General features: G+C 45.2%; 16 protein-coding genes. 1 reads left to right on the top strand and 15 read right to left on the bottom strand.

The window, feature by feature from the left end:
- Positions 1 to 21 precede the first annotated feature (21 nt).
- Positions 22 to 1,380, top strand: a complete 1,359-nt coding sequence (locus ACSQ8P_RS07200; protein ID WP_436234583.1) for a PLP-dependent aminotransferase family protein — start codon at positions 22 to 24, stop codon at positions 1,378 to 1,380.
- 74 nt (positions 1,381 to 1,454) lie between these two features.
- Here ACSQ8P_RS07200 and ACSQ8P_RS07195 read toward each other — a convergent pair whose 3' ends face one another.
- From ACSQ8P_RS07195 to ACSQ8P_RS07125, 15 genes are all read right to left on the bottom strand, one after another.
- On the bottom strand, positions 1,455 to 3,506 hold the full coding sequence (locus ACSQ8P_RS07195) for a CBM96 family carbohydrate-binding protein (protein ID WP_436234582.1): 2,052 nt from the start codon (positions 3,504 to 3,506) through the stop codon (positions 1,455 to 1,457).
- Between the two features lie 63 nt (positions 3,507 to 3,569).
- Positions 3,570 to 4,241 (bottom strand): hypothetical protein, encoded by a 672-nt coding sequence (locus tag ACSQ8P_RS07190; RefSeq protein WP_436234581.1) that lies wholly within the window; start codon positions 4,239 to 4,241, stop codon positions 3,570 to 3,572.
- A gap of 33 nt (positions 4,242 to 4,274) precedes the next feature.
- Positions 4,275 to 6,158 (bottom strand): heparinase II/III domain-containing protein, encoded by a 1,884-nt coding sequence (locus ACSQ8P_RS07185; protein WP_436234580.1) that lies wholly within the window; start codon positions 6,156 to 6,158, stop codon positions 4,275 to 4,277.
- Positions 6,159 to 6,252: 94 nt separating this feature from the next.
- Positions 6,253 to 7,896 carry a hypothetical protein gene (locus tag ACSQ8P_RS07180; protein ID WP_436234579.1) on the bottom strand — a complete coding sequence of 548 codons (1,644 nt, stop codon included), beginning with the start codon at positions 7,894 to 7,896 and terminating at the stop codon, positions 6,253 to 6,255.
- A 57-nt stretch (positions 7,897 to 7,953) separates the two neighbouring features.
- A complete protein-coding gene (locus ACSQ8P_RS07175; RefSeq protein WP_436234578.1) occupies positions 7,954 to 8,841 on the bottom strand; it encodes a carbohydrate ABC transporter permease in 888 nt (295 codons plus the stop codon).
- A 12-nt stretch (positions 8,842 to 8,853) separates the two neighbouring features.
- Positions 8,854 to 9,822: an ABC transporter permease gene (locus ACSQ8P_RS07170; RefSeq protein ID WP_436234577.1), complete on the bottom strand. Its 969-nt coding sequence runs from the start codon at positions 9,820 to 9,822 to the stop codon at positions 8,854 to 8,856.
- A 246-nt stretch (positions 9,823 to 10,068) separates the two neighbouring features.
- Complete coding sequence (locus ACSQ8P_RS07165; RefSeq protein WP_436234576.1) at positions 10,069 to 12,354, bottom strand: helix-turn-helix domain-containing protein; 2,286 nt, start codon at positions 12,352 to 12,354, stop codon at positions 10,069 to 10,071.
- 713 nt (positions 12,355 to 13,067) lie between these two features.
- Positions 13,068 to 14,624 (bottom strand): extracellular solute-binding protein, encoded by a 1,557-nt coding sequence (locus ACSQ8P_RS07160; protein WP_436234575.1) that lies wholly within the window; start codon positions 14,622 to 14,624, stop codon positions 13,068 to 13,070.
- Between the two features lie 75 nt (positions 14,625 to 14,699).
- Entirely contained in the window at positions 14,700 to 15,575 is an 876-nt protein-coding gene (locus ACSQ8P_RS07155) for a carbohydrate ABC transporter permease (protein ID WP_436234574.1), read from the bottom strand.
- Positions 15,576 to 15,587: 12 nt separating this feature from the next.
- Complete coding sequence (locus ACSQ8P_RS07150; RefSeq protein ID WP_436234573.1) at positions 15,588 to 16,553, bottom strand: ABC transporter permease; 966 nt, start codon at positions 16,551 to 16,553, stop codon at positions 15,588 to 15,590.
- Between the two features lie 154 nt (positions 16,554 to 16,707).
- Positions 16,708 to 17,988 (bottom strand): FAD-dependent oxidoreductase, encoded by a 1,281-nt coding sequence (locus ACSQ8P_RS07145; protein ID WP_436234572.1) that lies wholly within the window; start codon positions 17,986 to 17,988, stop codon positions 16,708 to 16,710.
- Between the two features lie 21 nt (positions 17,989 to 18,009).
- A complete protein-coding gene (locus tag ACSQ8P_RS07140; RefSeq protein WP_436234571.1) occupies positions 18,010 to 19,272 on the bottom strand; it encodes a hypothetical protein in 1,263 nt (420 codons plus the stop codon).
- Positions 19,273 to 19,379: 107 nt separating this feature from the next.
- Positions 19,380 to 20,246 (bottom strand): helix-turn-helix domain-containing protein, encoded by an 867-nt coding sequence (locus ACSQ8P_RS07135; protein WP_436234570.1) that lies wholly within the window; start codon positions 20,244 to 20,246, stop codon positions 19,380 to 19,382.
- A 47-nt stretch (positions 20,247 to 20,293) separates the two neighbouring features.
- On the bottom strand, positions 20,294 to 22,168 hold the full coding sequence (locus tag ACSQ8P_RS07130) for a sensor histidine kinase (protein WP_436234569.1): 1,875 nt from the start codon (positions 22,166 to 22,168) through the stop codon (positions 20,294 to 20,296).
- Positions 22,169 to 22,185: 17 nt separating this feature from the next.
- Positions 22,186 to 23,802 carry a response regulator gene (locus ACSQ8P_RS07125; protein ID WP_436234568.1) on the bottom strand — a complete coding sequence of 539 codons (1,617 nt, stop codon included), beginning with the start codon at positions 23,800 to 23,802 and terminating at the stop codon, positions 22,186 to 22,188.
- Between the last annotated feature and the right edge of the window lie 14 nt (positions 23,803 to 23,816).

The following is a 23,816-nucleotide window of genomic DNA, read 5'->3' as shown; positions in this document are numbered from 1 at the left end:
AAGATCGGAGATTCAACGTTTATGTACAAATATTTGCATATAGTGAATGACATTGAACAGCAACTCGAACAGGGACAAATCAAAGCTGGACAGAAACTTCCTTCTATTAGAGACTTGTCACTTCAGTACACTTGCAACAAGAGCACCGTGATTCGCGCTTTTACCCATCTGGAAAGTCGTCATCTCATTTATTCGATTCCACAAAGCGGCTATTACGCTGTTCAACAGAGAGGAGATGGTCTGCAGTTACCTGAGAATATGGTCTTTGACTTCTCCTCTGCTGCGCCAGATCCCGAGCTGTTCCCTTATTTGGATTTTAAACATTGTGTAGATAAAGCCTTTGATATGTACAAAAACGAACTGTTCATTTACGGAACGCCGCAGGGTTTGCCCTCTTTATTACGGTTGCTTAGTAAGCATTTGGCTAACTATCAGGTGTTTACGAAGCCCGAACACATTCATATCACTTCTGGTGTGCAGCAGGCTCTTTCTATCTTGGCATTGATGCCTTTTCCGAACAAAAAGCGCGGTATTCTGTTAGAGCAGCCTAGCTATCATTTGTTGATTCAATTAGTCGAAAGCTATCAGCTGCCAGTACACGGGATTAGTCGGTCACCTCAAGGAGATATCGATTTAAATCACTTAGAGCATCTCTTTCGTACGGAGGACATAAAGTTCTTTTATACGATGCCACGTTTTCATAACCCGCTTGGCTGCTCCTACTCTGAGCGCACAAAGAAAGCAATTGCCAAGCTAGCCAAACGATACGACGTGTATATAGTTGAAGATGATTATTTGGCAGATCTGGAACTGGATTCGAAATCAGATCCGATCTACACCTATGATTCTTCTCACGTCATTTATTTAAAAAGCTACGCTAAAATCCTGTTCCCTGGGTTAAGGGTCGGAGTTGCCGTTCTCCCACCAGTTCTGAATGAGGTATTCCGTATGTTCAAAAAGGTTTCCGATATCGACAGCCCCATGCTTTCACAAGCAGCCTTGGAGATTTATATTCAAAGCGGCATGTTTGAACGGCGCAAACATGCCATCAGGGATGCTTATTCGAGACGATTAGAGCAGTTGCACAAATCCTTGCATGCCTACAATGAGGACAATTATGCAGTGGCTTTCCCCCGCCAGTCCGGTGTACACACGCATATCGTACTCCCTGCTCATTTGCCGATTCCGCTTTTGCTGGAAAGATTGCGAAAGAAGAAGGTCATTATTCAAAACCTTACTCCCAATTACTTATCTAGCTTTGAACCGCTGCCGCTGATGAATCTTAGCATCACACGGGTATCGGAGGATCGCATCGACACGGGTGTACGCATTATTGCGAATGAGATCAAGCATATGGAGCAACAGGGAAGACGAGTCTAAATAAGTAAAAGCTGAGCGCCGGAGACCGCGTCACTTCCTGTCGACACGGTTCTGGGCACTCAGCCTCTATGCGATTATGGTGTAATCGTTAATTTGGGCCGATCGGTGCTGGTGATACTCTCGCTTGATGCAAAGGAAACATTCCCGTTCGAGTTCACTGGAGATGTACTATACACGCGAATGGAGAGCTTCTTGCCAGTAGACATGGCCGCTTGTACCTGAGAAGTTACATTAATGGTAATTGGCGTACCTGCAACGATCGTATACGTGCCAAGCACTGTACTCGAAGATGGCTTCGTATCCCATGTGATGGCACCTTCTGTCCAGGTGTTGTCGCTAACGAGTGCGACCTCATTTTGGATGCCGCTCATTGCAGTTACAATTGGCTTAAGGGTAATCGTTGCTGCAGTCACAGATCCACTATAGTTATTGAAGTCGAATTTAAAATAACCATCTCGTTTGTAGCTGGTTAAGTCGTTCTTCGTATCCACCGTAACAGCCGTTGTTCCAGCTTGATTCGTTGTGGCGTAAGTGCCATCTCTCACATTCGTATCATCTACAGCTATCCATGTATTAGGAGTAGTCAGGACGACACCAGCACCATTGTACGCACCGCGATTCGGTGCAGTCGACGATGAGACGGTGTTACCCCAGTAGTCTTTGCCTCCATTGCTGCTAATCAAAACCCCAGAGGACAAGGCAGGGGAACCTGTTCCCAGCTTGTAGCCATTGACTGTGCTTAAACCAATGCCACCACTGCCTGCCCCAGCCAAAAGGGGATCACTCGTTAATTTATGAGCATCGTTTGGCTCACTGGCTGGATGGTTACCATAGAAAACGTTGTAATCATAGACGTCATTCGCTTTGACAGAATAGCCGCCGCTACCTGCATTGAATACGATGTTATTTTTGAAATAGAGCGGATTACTTCCGCCAATCCCTGTTGTGATATTTGTGCTTAAGCCAGAACCAATATAGAACGTATTATTATAAATTTGGCTATTCAACGGGGTGTAGCTGCTATCGAATTGGAAAATACGCGCCCGGTCGTTCTGACTGATATTATAGCGAACAATCATATTGTCGTTACGCTTCGTCCCACTCCCCATGATCAATAGGAATCCACCCTCATTGTCATGACTATAATTGTACTGAACCGTACAGCCAGTCAAGTTAAAGTCGCAGTCAAAGCCTTGGCCGTCATTTGTTGTTTTGGTATTGTAAGCTTCGTTATATTGCATAACTGGGTTCGTACTATTGATCGCCCAGATTGCCACATTATAATGTGTATCCCTCGCATGAGCTGTATTCACGACGTTATATTGAATCAAACCATTAATGGAAGCCCGCATAACAATCCCATCCCCACCAATATCATTCAGCGTGTTATTGCTAATAACGAGATTCGTGTAGGGCTCAAAGTTACCTGCCCCGTCATTGTTCCCCCATGAACTGCCGTTGCTAATTCCCGTGCGATCTGTGCGCTCAATCGTATTGCCATCAATAAGAACGTCGTTCCATTTGGTTCTTACAGCGGTTCCCGACACGGTCACAAAGATACCTCCGGTCACTTTTAGCGCATCAGTATTCGTTCCTGTGACATCGTGAATATACATATTGCGGATGTAAAAATGGTTGTAGGTTCCCACATCATGCGCCTCAACCTTGACCCCGTAACGGTCACCTGCCGAAGCGGAAGTGTTCGTTACTTCCAAATTATTAAGTTCCCAGTATTGCTGATTGTAAAAATACACCGTGCCCCCGGTTAATCCATTCCCATTAATAATCGGTTTATTACCTGTGCCGTATTTATCGATGATTATGGGGGACCCCGAAGCCCCAGACCCTAGAGGGTGCAATTGTCCCGTCCATACGGAGCCTGATTTAAAAAGAATTTTATCTCCTGGCAGAAAGGTCGTGCTGTTGACTTTGGTTAACGTTTGCCATGGTGCACCAGTGCTCAACCCATCGTTACTATCACTGCCTCCGGCCGAATCGACATAGTAGGTTGTATTGTTCGCATAAGTTGTGGTCGATAATGCAGGCACGGATACTACGATCGTTAATAGGAGTGTGAAAATTAGGCCGACAGCTAGGCACAATCGAAATGCTTTTGATATTATCATTATTCATTCTCCTCTATCCTAAAATATAAGCGCTTACATTTGTGGTCTTATCAATAACACGACTTATTGCAGCATCATTTCTTGATATATGTGCTGCACAAGCCTCACTTGTACAGCAGTTGCCAATTGCTTCACTTTCTCTGCGTAACTGGCGTCTAGCGCGCGTTGCTTTTGATCATCCGTTAAGCCACTAAGGTCCGTGTCACCTCCCTTCGGTGCAGTCTGTTCTTTAAAAGCCGCTTTCACTTTCAAAACTAAATTGGAAAAGACATAGGTATAATAGCCTCGTTCGTCATACTGCTTAGGTCCGTAGATGACTTGATTATTCTTAATTGCCTTTTCCCTGCGCTGATTTTCCGTTGACCAATTCTCGAGAAAGGTTGTATAGCTAAGGTCACTCACAAGGCCGTATTCCTGGGCTAAAAGCTGTTGAACTTTGACCTCTTTCAATCGGTCTAGTGCCAGTTGCTTGGCTTTCTCGATCGGCACCTCCCCCTGAAAGCTTGTAGTCCAGAAGGAGGATGAGTCATCCGCATTATACGTTTGCTTAAAGTAGCCAGCAGTCTGAGCCTTCGCATCATTTAAAAAAAGTTGAAACTCGCGCTTATCAATCGCGGAATCATTGATATAAGCCACAGTTGCGGGTAAGGGACCCGTTAACGAATGATTTTGCCACTCGGAGCAGCCTGTTGTCACAAAGATAGATAGAAATAAGATGATCAAGCTTAGCTTCATAATTCCCCTCCTTCATGATGGGATGCGTTGATCCTACTGCTCCGCCATCCGAAACACCCAATTGCCTTGTTGTACGGCATGACGAAGTTTAAATTGGATGCGATACAGGCTGTCGCCCCACACCCGCGTCAAGCTTTCGTCTGTTATCGTGATGTGTTCAAACTCCGCCTCCCATTGCTCATGCTCATAAAAAAGTACGAGCTGATTGTTCGCATGATCTTGCAAACGTATCTGACCCTGCTCTTGATGCTGGGGGAGTTGGCTCGACATCATATGAAGAAGTACTTGATCGGTAGACTCAGTAAGCAAGCACGATTCCCGCAGCTCAATGGCTGGGTTCAGCCCTCTATGCAGCGTTAGACTACGATGCCAGCTCAGAACACCCGCTTCAGCCGGATAAGCACGGGCTAGCTCTATCCCGAAACGGACAGCGTCTTCGCTGTGCACATAGGTTACGTCCTCCGCGTGGAAGGAACGGCCCTCCTTTTGCTCAAAACCGTTGATGACCGGAACACTATGATAGCTAGACTGCATCGTCCAAATCTCATATCGCTGGGGGCTAAAAGTCTTCTGGGTATACGTTTCCACCCCGATATCAATCAGGAACGGCTTTCCATGCACATAAACCACAAAATGACCGATGTCATTATGATTGTGGCTTTCATCGTTGTGACCGCCTTTGATCGCAACAAATAGGCCATGCGACGAACCTTCGGATTCCCTAGCGGCCATCACTTGCAGGTTCGGAAGCCACATATCTTGGACAAGTGGCGGGGCCAGCGCCGCCTCCGCATGAATACTTGCGAAGCTATGCAAGCTGATCATTTCTTGGAAAAAGGAAATTCCCTTCCCGCTTCGAACAGACACCTGATAGGTGCGGAAGCCAATCTGCCCCAATGCGCGCAGCTGATCATCCTGAATACGCGAGCCATATAAGTGGATCATGCTGTAGTCCTGTGAAGCGATCGCGGAGCCATCTGCGAAATTAACATAGTAAGAACCGTCAATATTCATGTTGTAGACGAATTGTCCTAGCTTTTTAATTAACGGTTGATCGTAGACCTGCAGTACACCGTCTGATGCTCGGTACAAAAGCTCCAGATTGACCAGCAGCATCCCGGCCGCTCTAGCCCAATAGGACGAGCCTTCATCACAGCCGCCATCCTCAAACTGCACCTCTAAGTACCGATCCAAGCTGCGCAGCACCTTGTCGAAGATCATGGCTTTCCGTTCTGGCTCCAACTCCTGCAGCATCAAGACGGTCAACATATTCGCATTGCACCATGGGTTCCAGTTGTTAACTTCTCTTTCGCCAAAGCCCATCCACCAGAAATCATTCCGCTTCATATAAGGAGCTATTATTCGCCGCTCCAACTCCACCTGAATTCGTGCTCTAATGAGGGGAGAAGTCTCATCTAGCGGCGACTTCAGCAAGTGAGATGTCCAAGAGAGCAATGCAGCGGTTTCACCTGCGGATAGATCGAACAAATGTTCTTCTAAGTCAGAAAGGACATCTTCGGGTCGAAGAGATAAATAATGATGAGCCGGAGCGCACCACGTCGTCTGCTCACAGAAGAGCCAAACGACATTAAGTATCTCCCGAAGGAAGCGACCCTTGGCTTCGATGCATTCTGCGATCAGGAGTGTGCAAAGCGCATTTCGTCTTTCTGTTTCAACCGAATCGTATGGCTTACGACTTCCCTCTTCAAAATAGGCCATGAATGCGGTAGCACGCAAAACAGGCCATTCGTAGTTCAGATACGACTCTGCTTGCGTAACCCATGCTTGCTGTAAGACCTCGGGTACGCTCGCCCAAGCCTCGCGATCATCCCGTGCAGGGAAAATGCGTCCCTCCATGCTTTTGCCTAAAATATGATTTTCCACATCGGATATGGTGATGAAATCCGTCAACTTCATATCGCTAATTTCCTCCTTGTCTGCATAAAAGAAAAGACTGCCTCATTTGCAGTTTGGCTACGAATGTGACAGTCTTCGATTCAATGGTTACTCATTATTTAATGACATCGGTGTACTGCTTCTCAATCTCGTTGGCACCGGCGGCTCTAGCCTTTTTAACATACTCGTCAAAAGTATCAATGGATTGCTCGCCTGTAATGATTTTGATGTAATTTTCGGTCGTCAGCTTCTGCAAATCAGCTGTGTACTTGCCAGAAGCCTCTACGCTTGGCAGATAAGATGGCGGCGTGCCTGTTCCTTTCACTTTATCTGCAACGGCAAATTTGGCTTTGAACAACTGCTTCACCACATCCGGATTGTTCGTAACCATCCCAAAGGTACCCACACCGCGTTGTGCTGTTTCAGTTGGATTTTTGAGTTTGGAAGCGACAGAGCCGTCTGCGTTAATGACATAATCCTTGTCTTTGACACCGTAGTTAGCCAACATGTAATAGTCCTTATCAGTGACCAGTGTATCGAGCATTTTTAAAATTGTGTCCAATTTTCTAGGATCCTTCGCAGCATTCTTCGTGATCACAAGTGATTCATTGTTATAGCCCCAAATGTTCGCACCATACGCTTTGCCATCAGGCCCTTTGATGGCTTTACCGAATGACCATGTTTCCTCATATTTGGCATCTGGCTTCACTTTCAAGAATTCTTGATAAACCGGTCCACCTTTATCTCCTTCTGTAAGAGGGGGTGTCCAGTGGTAGTACATAACGTTACCCGTCACGCCAACACGATTGTTAATAAAAGCATGAGAAGTCGCCCAGTACCCTCCCTTATTCTCACCAGTTACAAACTCAGGATCGATGACGCCGTCTTTGTACCATTTGGCCAGCAGCTTAAGGCCTTCTTTCATTTCTGGTTGAATGGCATCCATCGTCACTTTATTATCCTTCACGGTATACCAAAGGGCTGAGTAAGGTGTTGTGCCTTTGATGACATCCGTCGGGATCGGTCCGAAGGCACCAAGCACCGTTTGCATCGCCGTACTGGAGAGGCCGTACGTGTCTTTTTTGCCATTTTTATCTGGATCATTATTCGTAAACTTGTAAATCGCATCCTCAAACTCAGCTAATGTTTCAGGCACTTTGGTGATGCCAACATTTTTGAGCCAATCCGTACGCCATACGAGGCTGGTCGGGTAGGTGCCATCTAAATTGAAAGCAGACAACCCATAGTTTTTGCCTTTATACGTGCTGGAACGGAAGGCAGATCCTGCGGTGTCATTGTCCATGATTAATTTATAGTAGTTAGGTGCCTTCTGCTTAATCGTATCTACCGGAATTTCCGCCGCTACCCCGCTGTCCACAAGTTTGGATAATTCAAAGCCCTTCAGCCTCAAAATATCCGGAATCTCTCCCGATGCCATGCGGACGTTGAACACTTCGCTATATTTCTGTGAATCCGCTGTCCAGACATTGATTTTCGCATTAAAGCGTTTGGATACTTCCTGCAAGACTTCGGAGTTCGGATCTGGGGCAACATCGTTGATGTTATAGCCTGCCCATTCGATTGTGACCGGTGTTTCATTCTTAGCTGCTGCTGTTGCTGTTGCTGTTGTACCTGTAGCTGCGGGTGCTGGAGTACTTGTCGTACTGCCCTCTGTGCCGCTGCTGCATGCTGCCAAACTCCCTACTAACATTGCTGCGCTCACAAAGCTGCCTACATGACGAATTACTTTTCGCTTCATTTTTAGACCCTCCTAGACATGTATGTTAGTGAACCATCCCCTGTGAGGGGGCTGGGGTTAACCTTTCAATGAGCCGATCATGACACCTTTGACGAAATATTTTTGCAGGAACGGGTACACAACAAGCAGAGGAATCAGGGATACCATGAGTGCAGCCATTTTCATCGTGTCAGTGTTGGCGTAGATCGTATTGGCTGACTCGACGGCCTGCGGCTCGGAGCCTTCGAACATAATTTTGCGCAGTACAAGTTGTAATACGGCTTTCTTTGAATCCTTGAGATAGATCATCGCATTAAACCATTCATTCCAATGATAAACCAACGTCCATAGACCCACTGTGGCAAGGATCGGGATAGAAATCGGCAATATGATACGTGTTAAAATGACGAATTCATTCGCCCCATCGATGCGGGCTGACTCTTGAATTTCCTCTGGGAGGGACATGAAGTAATTGCGAATAATCAGCATGGTGAAGGTATTAATTGCGACAGGAAGCACAAGTGCCCATACGCTGTTATAGAGACCGACGCCTTTGACAATGAGGTACGTGGGAATCAAGCCCCCGCTGAAAAACATCGTGAATACCATGAAAATCGTCCAAAACTTGCGATGCACCAAATTCTTTTTGGACAAGGGATAGGCCGCAAGAATCATTAAGGTCATGGAGACGACGATACCTAGAATGACGCGAACGATTGTATTCTGATACCCGGTCCAGATTTGCTGATAGGCCAGAATTTTGCGATAACCATCCCAATCAAATTGCAGGGGAATCAAGTGAAAGCCATAGCTGCTAACCACCGCAGGCGGACTCATCGACACCGTGACAACCTGCATGAAGGGGATAATGGTCAGCGCACTTAGCAGGATAAGTGTCGTATAGACAATCGTGTCCACGAAATTATCTTCAAAGGTTCGTTTCTTTTTCTTACGTTGTGTTGCCATTGCAGCGATCACCTACCATAGGGAATAGTCATTGGTCTTCTTGGCTACATAATTGGTGAGAAGAATTAATATAAAGGCAATGATATTTTTGAACAAACCGACAGTTGTTGCGAAGCTGTAATCGCCTTTCACAAGCCCAATCTGATACGTATAGGTGGAAATAACATCCCCCACCGAGAGAACGGAGGCATTCAGCAAGTTGTAAATTTGATCAAAATCGTCATTAATGATGCCGCCTACCGCGAAAATGAACATGATGGTTACGACCGGCATAATCGATGGCATCGTGATGTTCCATATTTTCCGAAGTCGCCCCGCCCCATCCATATCCGCCGCATCATACAGCTCTGGATCCACACTAGTGATTGCTGCTAGGTAGATGATCGTCGACCAACCGACTTCCTTCCATATCGAGGAGAGGACTAGGATGGACCGAAAGTAGGTCTCACTCGTCACGAAAAGAATCGGTTTATGACCAAATTCCATGATGATGGCATTGATCAAGCCTCGTGTCGGTGACAGAAATTCGATTACGATACCACCGAGAATTACCCAGGAAATGAAATGCGGTAAGTAGGTGATCGTCTGAACTGCTTTTTTAAAGAATACAAGACGAACCTCATTCAGAATCAGACAGAGAATGATCGGTGCCGGAAAGCCGAAAATCAATTTGTACGTAGAGATGATAATGGTATTCTTCAGTACTGGTAAGAAATACAGCCCCGTGAATAGCTCCTTAAAATGATCTAGCCCTACCCATTCGCTGCCTGCTACACCCTTCAATGGATAGTAATTTTGAAAGGCAATCACAATCCCATATAAGGGGGCATAGTGGAAGATCAGGTAGTAGGCGATGACGGGAATTAACATGAAGAAAAAGTATTTTTGTTTCCAGTACAGCTTGATTGCACGTTCTTTATTGAGTTGCGGCAGCACGCGCTCCTTCACTTCTCGTGCTGCGATGATTGCGTTACTTTCCATTCCATGCCTCCTGTTCCGAAATCTTGTGTGCGATTTGATGCCCTAATCGTACGGCCTATGCAGGGAGATCGACAACACCCAAAAACTTTACTGGCGTGCTGTTTTTTTTACGTCTTGTTGCGAATCATGGATTCGTGGCGTGTTTCTGCTGTGGGATGACAGATTTTTTTACCTGTGTTGTTTTTTTGCTTTGGAGGGTACGAAAAAGCTGCCATGCATAAGTGCATCGCAGCTCTTGTGGGAAGACTAGCTTTCGAGGCTGTCTCGATAGCTTTTGGGGGTACAGCCAAAGTTCTCTTTGAACACATTTGCAAAATAACGGGGGCTCGTATAGCCGAGCTTCGCTGCGATCTCTTTAATCGATAAGTCCGTCTCTCGGAGGAGGCTTTCGGCGTGTTTCATTTTGATCCCAGCCAAATGTTCAGAGAAATTCGACCCCATGACCGATTTGTAGATTCGACTCACATAGCTGGAGTTCATATGAATGCCCTCACTCAAGGAGGATAGGGAGATTTCGTTATAAATATTTTGCTCAATGTAGGCGAGGATCTGACGTTCGAGTGCAGTACCCGGGTCATCGTCGGTCACATCAGTGGTGTGGTACTCCATGATTTGAACAGCTACGCCGGTGAGCCAATCCGTTAAATCAGCAACATTGTCCATTTTCCGCCCATAATCCCGAATGTCATAACCAAGGAATCGCTCTAAATCAATCTCCATTGAAATGGCGGTTGTACGGATGATCGAGATCGCATCAAACACCGTATTACGGCAATAATCAATGTGATACCTGCCCGAAACGAGCGCTTTGCGCAGTATATCCAGGATCGAGAATACCATCTCCTGATTCCGATTGCGTACGGCAACAGGAAGCTGCTCGATAATTTGCAGTCCACTGCCGTGCTCTTTACGTTGTGCGATAGCAAGATCATCATAAGCAATGCATGATTCCGCAGGCATGATGTAGGCGTAGTTCAAGCACTCGCAAGCTTCTACATAGGATTGAGCGATGTTGGAATAGGAGTGATCGTATTCATTTCCGAAGCCTAGCACAAATTTACCTTTCATCTGCTGGCTGATGCTGCTGTGAATTTTCTCCTTTTCCAAAACGTGGGAATAATTGAGTAGTACAATAATATGGCCTGCGTTATCCATCGTTGAACAGATCCAATAATCACCAAGCTCTTCCACATGCTGCAGCATACTGTATTGAATCAACATCTCGTTCTTCAGGCCAATTCCCTCTGTGCCAAAAACCTTGAGCGCCATACAAGCCGTCTTCTCTCGGTCAAAATGCAGCTGCAGCATCTTCTCCATATTCGCTACTTGCGGATCGGTTTGATCCAGGTCGCCTTGCAGTAACCGCATGATAAACTTATCGCGAATAATCGGTTTATTCGTCTCCATTTGATGATTCAAATCGGTGATGGTATGGGACACACGATCGATCACCTGATGGAGCATCGTATACTCGTTCTTGGCCTGCTTCTCTTGGCCATCTGAGCTTCCCAGATTGCGAATTGTTTGAATGATGCTGCGCAGCGGTTTATTCGCCCAATGGGTCATATAGATCGAGAAAAGCAAGCTTACCGTGAGTAGAACAATTGTGGTGATCAGTAGATAATGCTTGAGCTGCTTCGATTTTTGATACAAGGTATCGATTGAAATGACTGAAACGTATTTCCAGTTGTTATATTTGGACTTGGCGTAGGAAACGACACTTTGAACACCGTCCACCGATGCCTCAAAGGTACCCGACTCTGAATGTTTCAGGAGCGTTGTGATGTAATCCTTCTGGCTGAAATCTTGTCCAACCCATTGGCTGTCACTATGGACAAGCACTTTTCCTGACTCATCTACAATAAACAAGACTTCTCCGTCTGTTGGAGAGGATTGGATTAGATTGTGCATCGCGCTTTCTTTGATATTAATGGCGACGACCGCTTGCCGATTCGCAAGGCTATCGATCAGTGGAATATTTGAAAGATAAGTGATTACCGACGTATTCGATGGTGTGGTTACACGAGGGGGCAGCCACCGATTCGGGGTGGTCATGGTACGCAGAACATTAATCCATGCTTCATCCAAGCTTTTGAGAGAGCCTGCCGAATCCAAATACGAACTATATTTATCATTAATATACACGTTCCCCGCTGTATACCACACTTCAACGGATTGCAAGAAGTTCAGCTTGTAAGGGATGTCCGTCAAAAAGTTGCTAACTTCAGCAATCTTGTAGCCATTGCCGCTAATATCGTGCGTGAGCGGATACGCGAGCACCTCATTGCTTGGAATATCCGAGAAATAAATATTCACTAAACGAATGACGCGATCTAGGATCGTTTCATCTACGGCATATTTCAGCTTATTGACATCTTGCGTACTCTGTCTATTGATTTCTTGATTATAGGCGGTAGAGAAATAATGAATATAAATGAGCTGAGGGGCTAATGAAAGGATGATCACGAGCAAGATGTTAAACAAGAGGATTCGTGAGTAGATGGTGCTCATCCTGGCTCGGATATTGAACATGGAACATCTCCTTGCAAGGTGGGATGGTTGAAAGGCTGGATGTGATGAGAGTAAGCGTAAAATTTATAAAGCGTTTTCACAAATCGCCTCTTCTACTATAGCATAAATTTGTGACTTGTCATGGGGGTGGAAAAAAGCGAAGGAGAACAGGTAGGCATCTGCACAAACAACTGGTCACTCACCTACATATTATGAATCATGCATGATAAGTACCTACTTTTAAGGGAGTGGAATGAAACGATGAGTTTACAACAACTGCCTCCTCCGCCAGTATATACTCCTTCAAAAGCTTCTGGTTCGTATATGATCGATTGTGTGAATCAGTACACCTATGTATGGCTAAAAAATGGCGATAGTTTCTGGTTTTACCCGATTCGTGTTGAGTCCTTCGGAACATCAGGTTTTAGATGGACTGGTTCATTTTGGTTGTATTATGGCATAGATTCACGGTTTATCGATACCGTAGTCTGTCCTCCTATTCCTACCCTTTATTGATCTCACGATAAAAACCGTCAGGAGAATCATTCCTGACGGTTTTTTAGGTTCATATTTTCCAGGTATTTTCTAAAATACGCCGATTTGATGAAATTTACATGTAGGTTTTCCAGTTAATCGCTCCCAATTACAAAGAAAAAGAAAATATGACAATACTCCAATAACACATAGGAATATTGCCACACTCTACTGATATCATTCCACACTCTTACTTCTCATTATTTCTTCGCAGTTGCGTACCAATCGTTTACTTCTTTGTAACTTGCGTCTCCGCCTGAAGTTTTGAATTTTTGTTGGAAAGCTTCAATACCCGTTATCGGTTCAGCCCCAAAGATTAGCTTGGTCGTGTAGTCGCTAACCATCGTGTTAAGCTGTAGGAAGCTCTTCGAGAATTCAGGTAAAAACGGAGCAAAGCCTAACGGATCTGCAACTCTCGTATTTGCTGGTTGAAGAGTATTCATGAAATTCCAAGCGTCGAACAAACGCATATCCTTACGAACACGAGCTTGCCAATACGTTTGGTAGATTCTATCGTCTGTACCCGTCAAGAAGTTGTTGGCTTGATTGCGCTCATCGGTAAAAATCGGTTGAATTGGCGTATAAGCACCATCTTTAAGGGTAAAATGTTTATTTTCTTCACCAATTGCCATCGTTCTAAACGTATCTTTTTCAAGCTTAGCATTCATCCACTTAATCGCGTCTTCCGCATGCTTGGAAGCTTTAGGAATAAAAGTAATCCGATCAAAGCCTGCTGAAGCACTTAGACCCGTTTTTCCATCTTTCCCTTTCAAAGTTGGGATAAAGGCAGCTTTAGCTGTAGGAATATTTTTGACTAAAGCATCTGTAATGACGGGAACGTCAGCCCAGTGAAGCATGATCACACCCGCTTTACCACTTGAGAATTTCTCTTTGGCGGTAGCATCTTTATTAGCAGCGAACTCTTTATCGAGCAAGCCCTGTTTGAACAGATCACTAACATAGGTCACATAATCTTTGTAAGCAGGGTCTAGCACTCGTGGCGTTAGCTTGCCATTTACATCATTCCAAAAATTCGGTATACCAAAAGCACCGGCAAGGTTAGAAATAATCGGAGCTTCACCCTTTACCGTTAAAGGAATATTCTTGTCACCGTTTCCGCCAGGATCTTTCTCTTTGAAGGCTTTAAGAACAGCAGTTAGCTCGTCTGTCGTTGTTGGCGCTTTCATTCCTACTTTTTCAAGCCAGTCTTGACGAATGTACAAACTTTCACCTGCAAAAGAGAGCGTTGTTGTTGGGATCGCGTATAGCTTCCCATCTATTTTGGCAGCTTCCAAAGCGGAAGGAGCAATGGCTGCTTTAATGTTCGGACCAAATTTGTCGATCAACGGACCTAAGTCCGTTAAAGCTCCTTTCTTGGCATAATCTGCATATAACGCTTTGAAGTCTGTTGATCCGCCCGTCGTAATGGCATCATAAGGTTCTCCGGAAGCAATTAAGATATTCAGCTTGTCTTGCGGCTTGTCCTGTGGCAGCATATCGTATTGCACTTTATAACCTGTTGCTTGTTCCAAGTATTTAGCAACTGGATACGTATTATAGTCATCCTTTTGCCATACTTGAAGCGATTTCAATTCTGGTTTAGGTCCAGCTGAAGCAGTAGCTGCGGCTGTTGTACTGCCTGGAGATGTTGTGCTGCTTCCTGTATTCGTGCTTTTGGAAGAGCAAGCGACAAGAGATGTTACCGATAAGCTTGCTGCAACAGCTACTAGCATCACTTTTTTGTTTGCTTTTAACATGTGTAAACCTCCCTAGTCTTCTGTTTAATATATCATTAAACCCTTGATGCTCGCATCTTAGGCGTTAATGCAGATTTACCCTTTTACAGATCCAATTAGTACACCTTTGACAAAATGCTTTTGCAAATACGGATACACGAGCAACATCGGTATGATTGAAGCAATGACAGTTGCAGCTCGAATGCCTTCCGCTGATACATTCATCATATCGTCAACGCTTTTGTTCACGGCACTGGAGCTGTCTGCATCCATGACGATATCACGCAAGTAGAGCTGTAAGGGCTTAAGACTTGCATCATTAATGTAAAGCATCGGATGGAAATAATCGTTCCAGAAGTAGACCGCATAGAAAAGAGCAATCGTTGCGATGACAGGTACACTTAACGGAAGAACAATTTTCCAAAGAATCGTGAAATTGCGAGCGCCATCCATTTTGGCGGATTCTTCAAGCGCCTCTGGCAATGATTCATAATAACTTTTGATAACAAGCATATTGAACACACTAATCAGGGCAGGCAGCATCAGCGACCATAAGCTATTGATTAAATGCAGTTTCTTCATTAATAAGTAATTCGGAATAATTCCGCCATTAAACATCATGGTGAATATGAACAGTACCATAATAATGGAAATACCGGGAAGATGCCTTTTGGACAAAGGATAAGCTGTTAATGCTGTTACCAGAATCGCGATCACTGTACCTACAACCGTAATTAGGAGAGATATCCCAATGGAGTGGAGGAACTGGCTGGAGGATACCACGTATTTCATCGTATCTAGCTGGAAACCGACTGGGAAAATCCCAACTTTGCCGGATACTACAGCCGATTCATCACTAATCGCTTTGGATAAAACATTCGCGAGTGGCAGCAAAGTAGCTAAGCCGCAAAGCAGTAGAACAAGATAGATACAAATGTCAAAGGTCCAATCACTAAGTGTTTTCTTATGCATGCTCTTTCACCCCTACCATATGCTTCGCTTGATCAGCTTTTTGCTAAGTTCATTTCCAGCGATAATCAGGATGAACCCAACAAGAGAATTGAACAGTCCGACAGCTGTACTAAAACTATAATCCTGTTGACCGAGCCCTTGTCGATAAACAAAAGTACCGATTACATCGCCAGATTGATAAACGACTGAATTGTACATTGTCAATATTTGCTCCGTACCCGCTTCAAGCAAGTACCCCATGCGTAAAATTAAGATCAGAACGATCGTTGGCATAATACCAGGTAAAGTAATATGAAGCATTTGTCTGATGCGGCCTGCACCATCAATGGAAGCAGCTTCATACTGTTCTTGCTCGATACCTGCAATGGCTGCGATAAAAATAATGGCGTTCCAGCCCGATTCCTTCCAACCTGCGGTGAATACGACCACACTTCGGAAGAATTGGTTGTCTAGGAAGAAGGAAATCGGGGTCCCTCCGAACCACTCAATTGCATTGTTCACTAGACCGCCTGATGGCGACAGGATATTAATAAATAACCCTGATATGATGACCCATGATAAGAAATGCGGCAGAAAGATAATCGTTTGGATCGTCTTTTTGAAGAAAGCCTTTCGAACCTCATTCAAGAAAAGTGCAATGATGATCGGTATTGGGAAAAGAAGTACAATTTTGTAAACACTGATCAACAAGGTGTTCACGAAAACCTGATAAAACTCTTCCGAATGAATGAGCTTCTCGAATTGATCCAGACCCACGAATTTACTTCCTGTAAAACCATCGAAGATATTGAAGTCTTGAAAAGCAATGATAATCCCATACATAGGCGCATATTTGAATAAAAATAAAAATAGTAATCCCGGCACTAATAATAGGTATAAATCATAATTAGTTACAATCAGCTTCCAACGGCCGCTACCTTTGGTCTTGGGCTTGACGTGAGCTGTTTTTCGTTCAGCCTCTGTTAGTGTAACACTCATGAATGGCTCACCTCCGTGTTCTTATAGGACAATTATATAGGTCACCAGAGTCGACTTGTAGATGGTAATATTTCTGTTTCTGGTGCAATCTTATGGTATTTCGCAAAAAAAAAGCCGACCTCTTTACAGAAGAGGCGGCTTGTTTCATGACGATTTATTGATGTGACACTTGCCCTTGCTTATAAAAGACAACATTCTGACTGCCCAGCGTGCTATGAAGCGTTTCGATGGAAACGTCCTGGACAGGGCAGGCGTCATCCGTGGCGATGGATGACGCGATTCCTGCGGCTTGCCCCAATGCGTAACAAGTTGCCTGCACCCGCATGGAGGACATCGCCACATGTGTTGCCGATATCGATCGTCCCGCTACCAACAGGTTATCCAACTGCCCTGTCACCATGCATCGGTAGGGAATGTCATAGCCATCGACCTTCCGCTCATCCGTCGTTTTTTGACCATCAGGACTATGAATGTCGATTTCGTAGTTCGTTTGTGCAACCACATCCGAAAATCGTGTTCCGCGCACAACGTCTTGCTCCGTTAATGTGTAGAGACCTTGAATCTGGTTGGTTTCCCGGACGCCGACTTGATTCGCGATATGCGAGAGCACGTAGGTTTCAAATCCGTTACGCTGTAAGTAATTGACGACGGAAAACACCTGTTTCAGTGCCTCAGTCTCCGCATAGTTGACGTCTTCGATTTTCGCCCCGTTGCCTTTAACACGCGTCATATTCACAAGCAATGTGCCATCATTGTTCTTTTCCCAAAATAACCGACGCCCTTGAGGTAAATCCGATATCTCTTCATATAGATAGCAACCTTCAGGCAATATTTGCGTTACTGGCTTACCTGTATTTTGCATCATAAACATCAACGTCATGGGCTGGGTCATACCATCTTCATCTCTTCCCGACGTGTAGGGTACCCCTGCATCTAGCGCGGCTCTAGCATCTCCCGTACAGTCGATGAACTGCTTGCCTTCGAAAGCTTTCAAACCTTCACGCGTCGATACGATGACTGCCTTCACGCTTCTGTATTCCTTCACAGTGCCGATAAACTCCGCATGATAGATGACCTGTACGCCTTCCTTCTTCATTTTCTCATTTAAATAGTGTCTCAGCACGAATGGCGAATATTGCGGGGCGATCGACACGTCGTGATCCTTCGGCAAATGATCGGCCATTACTTCCGCGATCATCTCTCGATAAAGGCCAGTTACGTTACCAATCGGCATAAAAACACTAACGTTTCCGAGCGTTCCCATGCCGCCTAATTGGCCCGATTTTTCCAACAAAGTGACTTTCTTCCCTAGTCTCGCCGCGCTTATGGCAGCCGCCGTTCCGGCTGGCCCCCCGCCAATGACAACGACATCTGCCACATCGTATGTTTCGATCTTCCTTTGAAAATCATAAGTTTGGGTTGGCTGGTTGCTCATTGTCATCCTTCTTTCATTAAGTTATTGGTTGCCAGCTTCTTGCTGTTTCGCCCATGCCTGGAAAAATTTCTCCCGTTCTGCTAACTCTACATCCGCAACTTGTCGAACATAATCCAGGTCCTCACCGAACAATTCAGGCGTCCACTTGCGTCCGAATGCAGCATGCGTCACTTCGTCTGCCCAGTCGTAATCCTGGAACCGCTCCATCAATGGATGCTTGGCTTCGTCACGGCAGAACTCGTACTCCGCGATTTTGCCAGGGCGCCGCATTGCCTTTTCCTCAAAACCAATACTCAAGAGAGCATATCGCTGTGCCGGAAGCTTCTCGATGAGTGGATCATAACCGCCCACATATTGACGCAACGACATCCAATCGATTCCTTCTGCCTCGAGCGCCGCTTGACCGAACAATGCGTGTCGCACTTCATCCCACAGATGCCGAGCCAAATCCTCGTAAAACTCCCATGGCATAAGCTTCTGGTCATAAATGACGCTCGCCAGATTTTCCACTGCGGACATTTCCTCTTGTCTGGCCTTCATCATTCCGATCAATCGAATTTTCAAAGGATCCTCAGGCAGGTTCGGCACGGCCGTACGTCCCATTGTTGGTGGTCCCATCTTTTTGGCATCACGAATAGCTTGTTTCGGCATCTCATATACTTTGCTGGACCGCCATCGGGCGGGTACATGTGTGGAAGTGCCTTGTTCGCCGCTAATGCCCCCGGCTGCCTCCAAATAATCTTTGATTCGGCTTTCGAATTCCGCCGTTAGTTCCAATGATTGCCCTTCTTGCTGCAACGCCCCAATCATGCCTTCCCCCCAAGCGATCTGTTCGCGTAAATCGGAGGAAAGCGCCTTGAGCAAGCGAACCGTCGGATAATCGACTAGCTGCTGGGTATCCGTCATGTGTTGCGTAAACGCTTTCAGCAGTGCTGGTTTTATCACCCGATACACACCGACAAGCAGCTCCAGATCGGTATCCGCATGAATCAACTCGTCAAAAAGCAAAGCAAGTGTGACGTTCGGTTCTTTTTGCAAGAGCATGGGGGAAGTTCTTAACTCCAGAATTCGCCGACGAAGGGAACCTGCCGCTTCTGCATCCTCATAAAGATGCTTGCCTAACGCTGCCTTCAAATGCCAGTTCTCTCTCGCTGGAAGCTGACCGGCTGCACATCGGAACAACTGCTCATGGATGTACCTGTATCTTCGCAGCACCTTCGAATTCATCTCTACACTATATGTCCCTGTACCGAACGGATTTGCAATACCAGCATACGAGATCATAATGGCCTCCCTAAGCTTGAATGGATATGGTGTATGGCATCATTATAAGGCGAGATTACGTAGTTTGGCTTTGTCAAAATACTTAATAAATGTATCAAAACGTCTTTTCATTGTTTTTGTCTCCTATGGCTTGGCGGACATCCGAAGCGAAGTTTATACATTTTTGAAAAATGATGAACACTCGAAAACCCACAACTGTCGGCGATGTTTTGAAGTGGCATTGAGGTGCCACGTAACAGGTCCGTCGCATGATCGAGCCTTAGTTTAAGTAAATATTGATGAGGCGCCATGTCGAATTGGTTTCGGAATAGCATGGAGAAATAGGAGCGGGACATGAATGCTTTACGGGCCATTTCCTCTACAGAAAGCGGTTCAGATAGCCGATACTGCATGTAAGCTGGCACCCAGTTTAAGGAGACTGAACTTTTGTGTTCAGAGCTGTCTTGGGATGTATATTCTTTTAATAATTCCAGAATAATTTCTGAGGCATACACATGCGCTTGAAGCTGAGCCAGTGCATGCTGCTGGTTCCAGTACGCGATAATTTGCAGAAAGACATCTGCCATCCACTCATTCCTAGAAGACTTAAATACAACGGGCACAGCAATGTCAGTAAAAGTTGCTAGGTTGGGTTGCATATTGCCCAATTCTGGATGGGTACCACGCTCCACCGGCACAATCATAGGAAGTCGCTCCCCGCCTCCAGATGGGAACAGCTCAAAGTGGAGCGCCATGACCGTCAGTGGCGACTCCGATTCGAGCTGATGTACGACACCCGGTTGGATTAAACTGAACTGCCCAGGATTCAATAGATACCTATTCGCATCAATGGTTAGTTGTGCTGAACCTTCTTGCACATAAAGCAACAAATAATCGGTTATGATTCTCGCATGCGTATTCCACTGTTTAAAATGCAACAGATCCGTATATCTAATATGCGGTCTCAACTCTTGGTTTAGGATGGACTCAGTCACCAATCATATCCTTCCTTTCGACGGTCGGCGCAATGATATCTATGGTGCTAGCTGCTTAATTCTATGATTTGCCGTTGGCATTTAAATCTTGCTGTAATCGTGGTTCCTTCTCCAAGCTGCGATTGAATGTTCAGCCCGTAGTCTTCACCAGAGAACAAACGAATTCGTTCGTTGACATTGTATAAGCCATAGGAGCTTCCCGATCCATCTGTTCGCATGGCCGGCCTAGGTTCTGTAAGCAAGGTTTGGGCAAAATCAGGATCCATCCCAATGCCATCATCGGACACGGATAGGAGCAGATCATCACCATCAATATAAGCGCGAATCGTGATTTTACCTGTTTTCCCTTTTGCTTTACGTATGCCGTGAAGTAGTGCATTTTCAACAATTGGCTGCAAAGTGAGCTTGGGAATGAGACACGATTCTAATATAAGTCCAACTTTCGGGGCTTCATCCGATTCATCCTTTCCTGCTAGCTCAAAGGCGAATTCGAAGCTTTTGGGAAAACGCGTCTGCTGAATTTCTAGGTATACCTTCGCAAGTTCCAACTCGTCCGTAACCGTTACGACATCTTTCCCCTTATTCAAGCTAAGCCTGAAATAACGAGCAAGACCATCAATCATTTGGCTAATGTCGTGCGCCTTATGTCCAATAGCAATCCAATTAATCGTATCCAATGTATTGTAGAGAAAATGAGGATTAATCTGCGCCTGCAGGGCACGCAGCTGCGCCTCTCGCTCTTGTACCTTCGATCTATAGGTTTCCTCCATTAAATCCTTAACCCGATGGATGAGATGATCAACACTTTTTTCTAGTAGATTAAAATCGCCATCCGGTGTGACAGACCTTTCTTCCAGACCAGCTACACCCTCGCGTTTAATGGCTTTAATGACGGTCTGGACTCGGCGATTCATTCCTCGAACGATAAAAGCGACTAAAATGAACACGAGGATTAGGAATAATATCGTCACCCCAGTTAACGTGGCTACACTGGAAAATTGATTTAACGAAGCAGCCCGTGAGTTGATGCCCTTCTTCGGTACTTCTGCTACAAGCTTCCAACCTGTGGCGTCTATCGTAGTGTAAACAACATACTGTTGATTTTCATTTTCAACAATCTGTGATACACCTTCCTTGTTTACTGCAATAGCCTCTAGAACCGCCTTCGATTCTAGCTTTGTTCCTAGTAAGGACTTATCGCTGTGAAACACAATGGAACCATCCGGAGCAACGATAAAGACACGCTGATCTTTGTTCAATGAGATACTTGCGACGATATTTTCAAGCGTCTTAGCTTCTACGTCTAGGGATAAGAATCCTGATATGCTGTCGTAATGATCCGGGTCTCTTAGAAGGCGTATACCAGAGAATATAAACTTATCATCCTCCAAGTTGATAAATTTCTCTTGATAAACACCTGTCCATACGAGATGACCGCTAGCATACTTCACTTCCTCATACCAAGGACGTGTCATGAGTGTTTCAATTGGAAAAAAATTTATTTTCTCATGGGAAAATAGCTTTTTCTCATCTACATATAAACGAAAACGAAACACATTCGTATTCGTTTGGCCATTATCAATTAAGTATCGCAGTTCCTTCAACGCATCTATTTGCTCGTTCAAGGGTGTCGAATTACTTAAATACTGAATCAGTTTTGGATTCAAAAAAAGAGAATTCGACGTGTCGCGCAGAGAATCTAACTGATGATCCAAATTAATTTCTGCCTGTTTCAACGTTTGAAGCATCGAACGCGTCACTTCTTCTTCCAGAATGTGCGAGTATCGCTGGGAATAGGCGTATAGAAAAATGGAAGCTGGGATTATAATCAACACCACATAGGCGATCAACCATAGCCTTGCTGCAAGAACGCTTTTGAAAATCATCGTAATAAACGTCCAGCCTCTGTTCTTGAAATTCATGATGAGCCCTACTCTCTTTACATGACTTGATCTCGGAAGGAGCTCGGTGTATATCCCGTATATTTCTTAAATATTTTGCTAAAATAACTAGGATCCGAATATCCCACCGCATAACAAACTTCATAAAACTTATTGGCGGGATCTTTCAATAGCGCTTTCGCCTGCTCCACGCGAACCTTGGTCATATATTCGTTAATCGTTTCCCCAGTTTCTTGTTTAAAAAGCAAACACAAATACGTCGTAGATAGGAATACTTCCGTCGCGATATCACCTACTTGCAGATTCTCCGCATACCGTTTATCAATAATCGCCCGTGTTCGTTCGATCACATTTTTGGATTTGCCATTTCGTTTCTCACCAATGCGTTCACATGCCTCCAACAAAAACATTTCAACAAGACGATGTAAAGCGCCTAACGTTTCTTGCTGAAACACTTTGGCCATGAGCTCGTTTTCTTTGCTTTCGAGATCTTGCTTCTGTACGTGCAGTTCCAACAATATTCGAGTGGCTAGAAGCAGCAGCTGAAGGCTGATGTTACGTCCATAAGCAATACCATCTGTCCGATTACGTGAGAGTGCATTGTACATCTCGCGTAGCTCCTCCTGCACTTTCAATGTATCTGCGGACTTCAAGGATGAGACGATACGCTCTTGCTGTGAGGCATCAAACCGATACACACTCTCCTCGGCTTGCTCCAAATTGTCCATGGAAATAATCTGGTTTTTGCCTAAAAACCATCGTTGATCGGCCGCTTCCTTCGCTTGTGAATAGGATTGCGGCAGGCTAGCAAGTCTGGAAATCCGTTCACCTACCCCGATCGTCACACTGATCTTCAAATAATTATGAAGGCTTTCACGTACTTCCTCCGCCAGGGTGAACAGTAAGCTTTCCTGATCATCTTCCTGAGCCATGCGAAGAATCCCTACGAATTCTCCGATCTGATTTTCAAAAACATAGCCGCCAATATCTCGCTCAATCAGCTCCTGGACAATATTCAGAACCGAATAGGACAGCAGCTGTTGGTCTCTCTCGGATCGGGTTTGCGCAACCTCAGTGGCATCATCGATACGAATGGCAATGACCCAATAGGCGCCCTCCATCGGCAAGTTCAAATTAAGGAAATCAATACGATCTTGCACACGTGATGGGTAAATAACACCTTCCCGAATCAGAGACATAAGAAATTTCTCTTGCAGCAGGGGCATGCTCTGTATGAGCTTGACCTGCATATCTTCAATGAGCTTGCGCTCTTGCTGCTCAGCATTGAGAGAGCTTACTAACCGTTCGATAACAATCTCCAGCTCTCCCAAGTTGACGGGCTTAAACATATAATCAACCGCTTTAACCTTCAGCGCAGATTTCAAGTATTCAGCATCATCGTGACCGCTGACAAACACAATTTTGATATGAGGAAACCGTTCACTTAATTGGTTGGACATCTGAATCCCATCCATATTGGGCATTCTTACGTCCGTTAGCACGAGATCCGGTTTCTCACGCTCGATCACCTCTAGCCCAACGTCACCATCATCCGCTTCGCCTACAACCTCAATCCCAAACGCCTTCCAGTCAAAATAGTTACTCAACCCAAAACGAACTGTCGGTTCATCGTCCACAATGACAAGTTTATACATCTGGTGTCGGCCTC

It is taken from the genome of Paenibacillus sp. LjRoot153, from assembly GCF_964253085.1.
Lineage (GTDB): Bacteria > Bacillota > Bacilli > Paenibacillales > NBRC-103111 > Paenibacillus_E.
Note: the sequence above shows the minus strand (reverse complement) of the source record. Positions and strands in the feature narration are given on the sequence as shown.

Excerpts from the sequence above, each read along its gene's own strand:
- ACSQ8P_RS07200 (WP_436234583.1), top strand. The coding sequence starts at position 22 with ATGTACAAATATTTGCATATAGTGAATGACATTGAACAGCAACTCGAA.
- ACSQ8P_RS07195 (WP_436234582.1), bottom strand. The coding sequence starts at position 3,506 with ATGATAATATCAAAAGCATTTCGATTGTGCCTAGCTGTCGGCCTAATT.
- ACSQ8P_RS07190 (WP_436234581.1), bottom strand. The coding sequence starts at position 4,241 with ATGAAGCTAAGCTTGATCATCTTATTTCTATCTATCTTTGTGACAACA.
- ACSQ8P_RS07185 (WP_436234580.1), bottom strand. The coding sequence starts at position 6,158 with ATGAAGTTGACGGATTTCATCACCATATCCGATGTGGAAAATCATATT.
- ACSQ8P_RS07180 (WP_436234579.1), bottom strand. The coding sequence starts at position 7,896 with ATGAAGCGAAAAGTAATTCGTCATGTAGGCAGCTTTGTGAGCGCAGCA.
- ACSQ8P_RS07175 (WP_436234578.1), bottom strand. The coding sequence starts at position 8,841 with ATGGCAACACAACGTAAGAAAAAGAAACGAACCTTTGAAGATAATTTC.
- ACSQ8P_RS07170 (WP_436234577.1), bottom strand. The coding sequence starts at position 9,822 with ATGGAAAGTAACGCAATCATCGCAGCACGAGAAGTGAAGGAGCGCGTG.
- ACSQ8P_RS07165 (WP_436234576.1), bottom strand. The coding sequence starts at position 12,354 with ATGTTCAATATCCGAGCCAGGATGAGCACCATCTACTCACGAATCCTC.
- ACSQ8P_RS07160 (WP_436234575.1), bottom strand. The coding sequence starts at position 14,624 with ATGTTAAAAGCAAACAAAAAAGTGATGCTAGTAGCTGTTGCAGCAAGC.
- ACSQ8P_RS07155 (WP_436234574.1), bottom strand. The coding sequence starts at position 15,575 with ATGCATAAGAAAACACTTAGTGATTGGACCTTTGACATTTGTATCTAT.
- ACSQ8P_RS07150 (WP_436234573.1), bottom strand. The coding sequence starts at position 16,553 with ATGAGTGTTACACTAACAGAGGCTGAACGAAAAACAGCTCACGTCAAG.
- ACSQ8P_RS07145 (WP_436234572.1), bottom strand. The coding sequence starts at position 17,988 with ATGAGCAACCAGCCAACCCAAACTTATGATTTTCAAAGGAAGATCGAA.
- ACSQ8P_RS07140 (WP_436234571.1), bottom strand. The coding sequence starts at position 19,272 with ATGATCTCGTATGCTGGTATTGCAAATCCGTTCGGTACAGGGACATAT.
- ACSQ8P_RS07130 (WP_436234569.1), bottom strand. The coding sequence starts at position 22,168 with ATGAATTTCAAGAACAGAGGCTGGACGTTTATTACGATGATTTTCAAA.
- ACSQ8P_RS07125 (WP_436234568.1), bottom strand. The coding sequence starts at position 23,802 with ATGTATAAACTTGTCATTGTGGACGATGAACCGACAGTTCGTTTTGGG.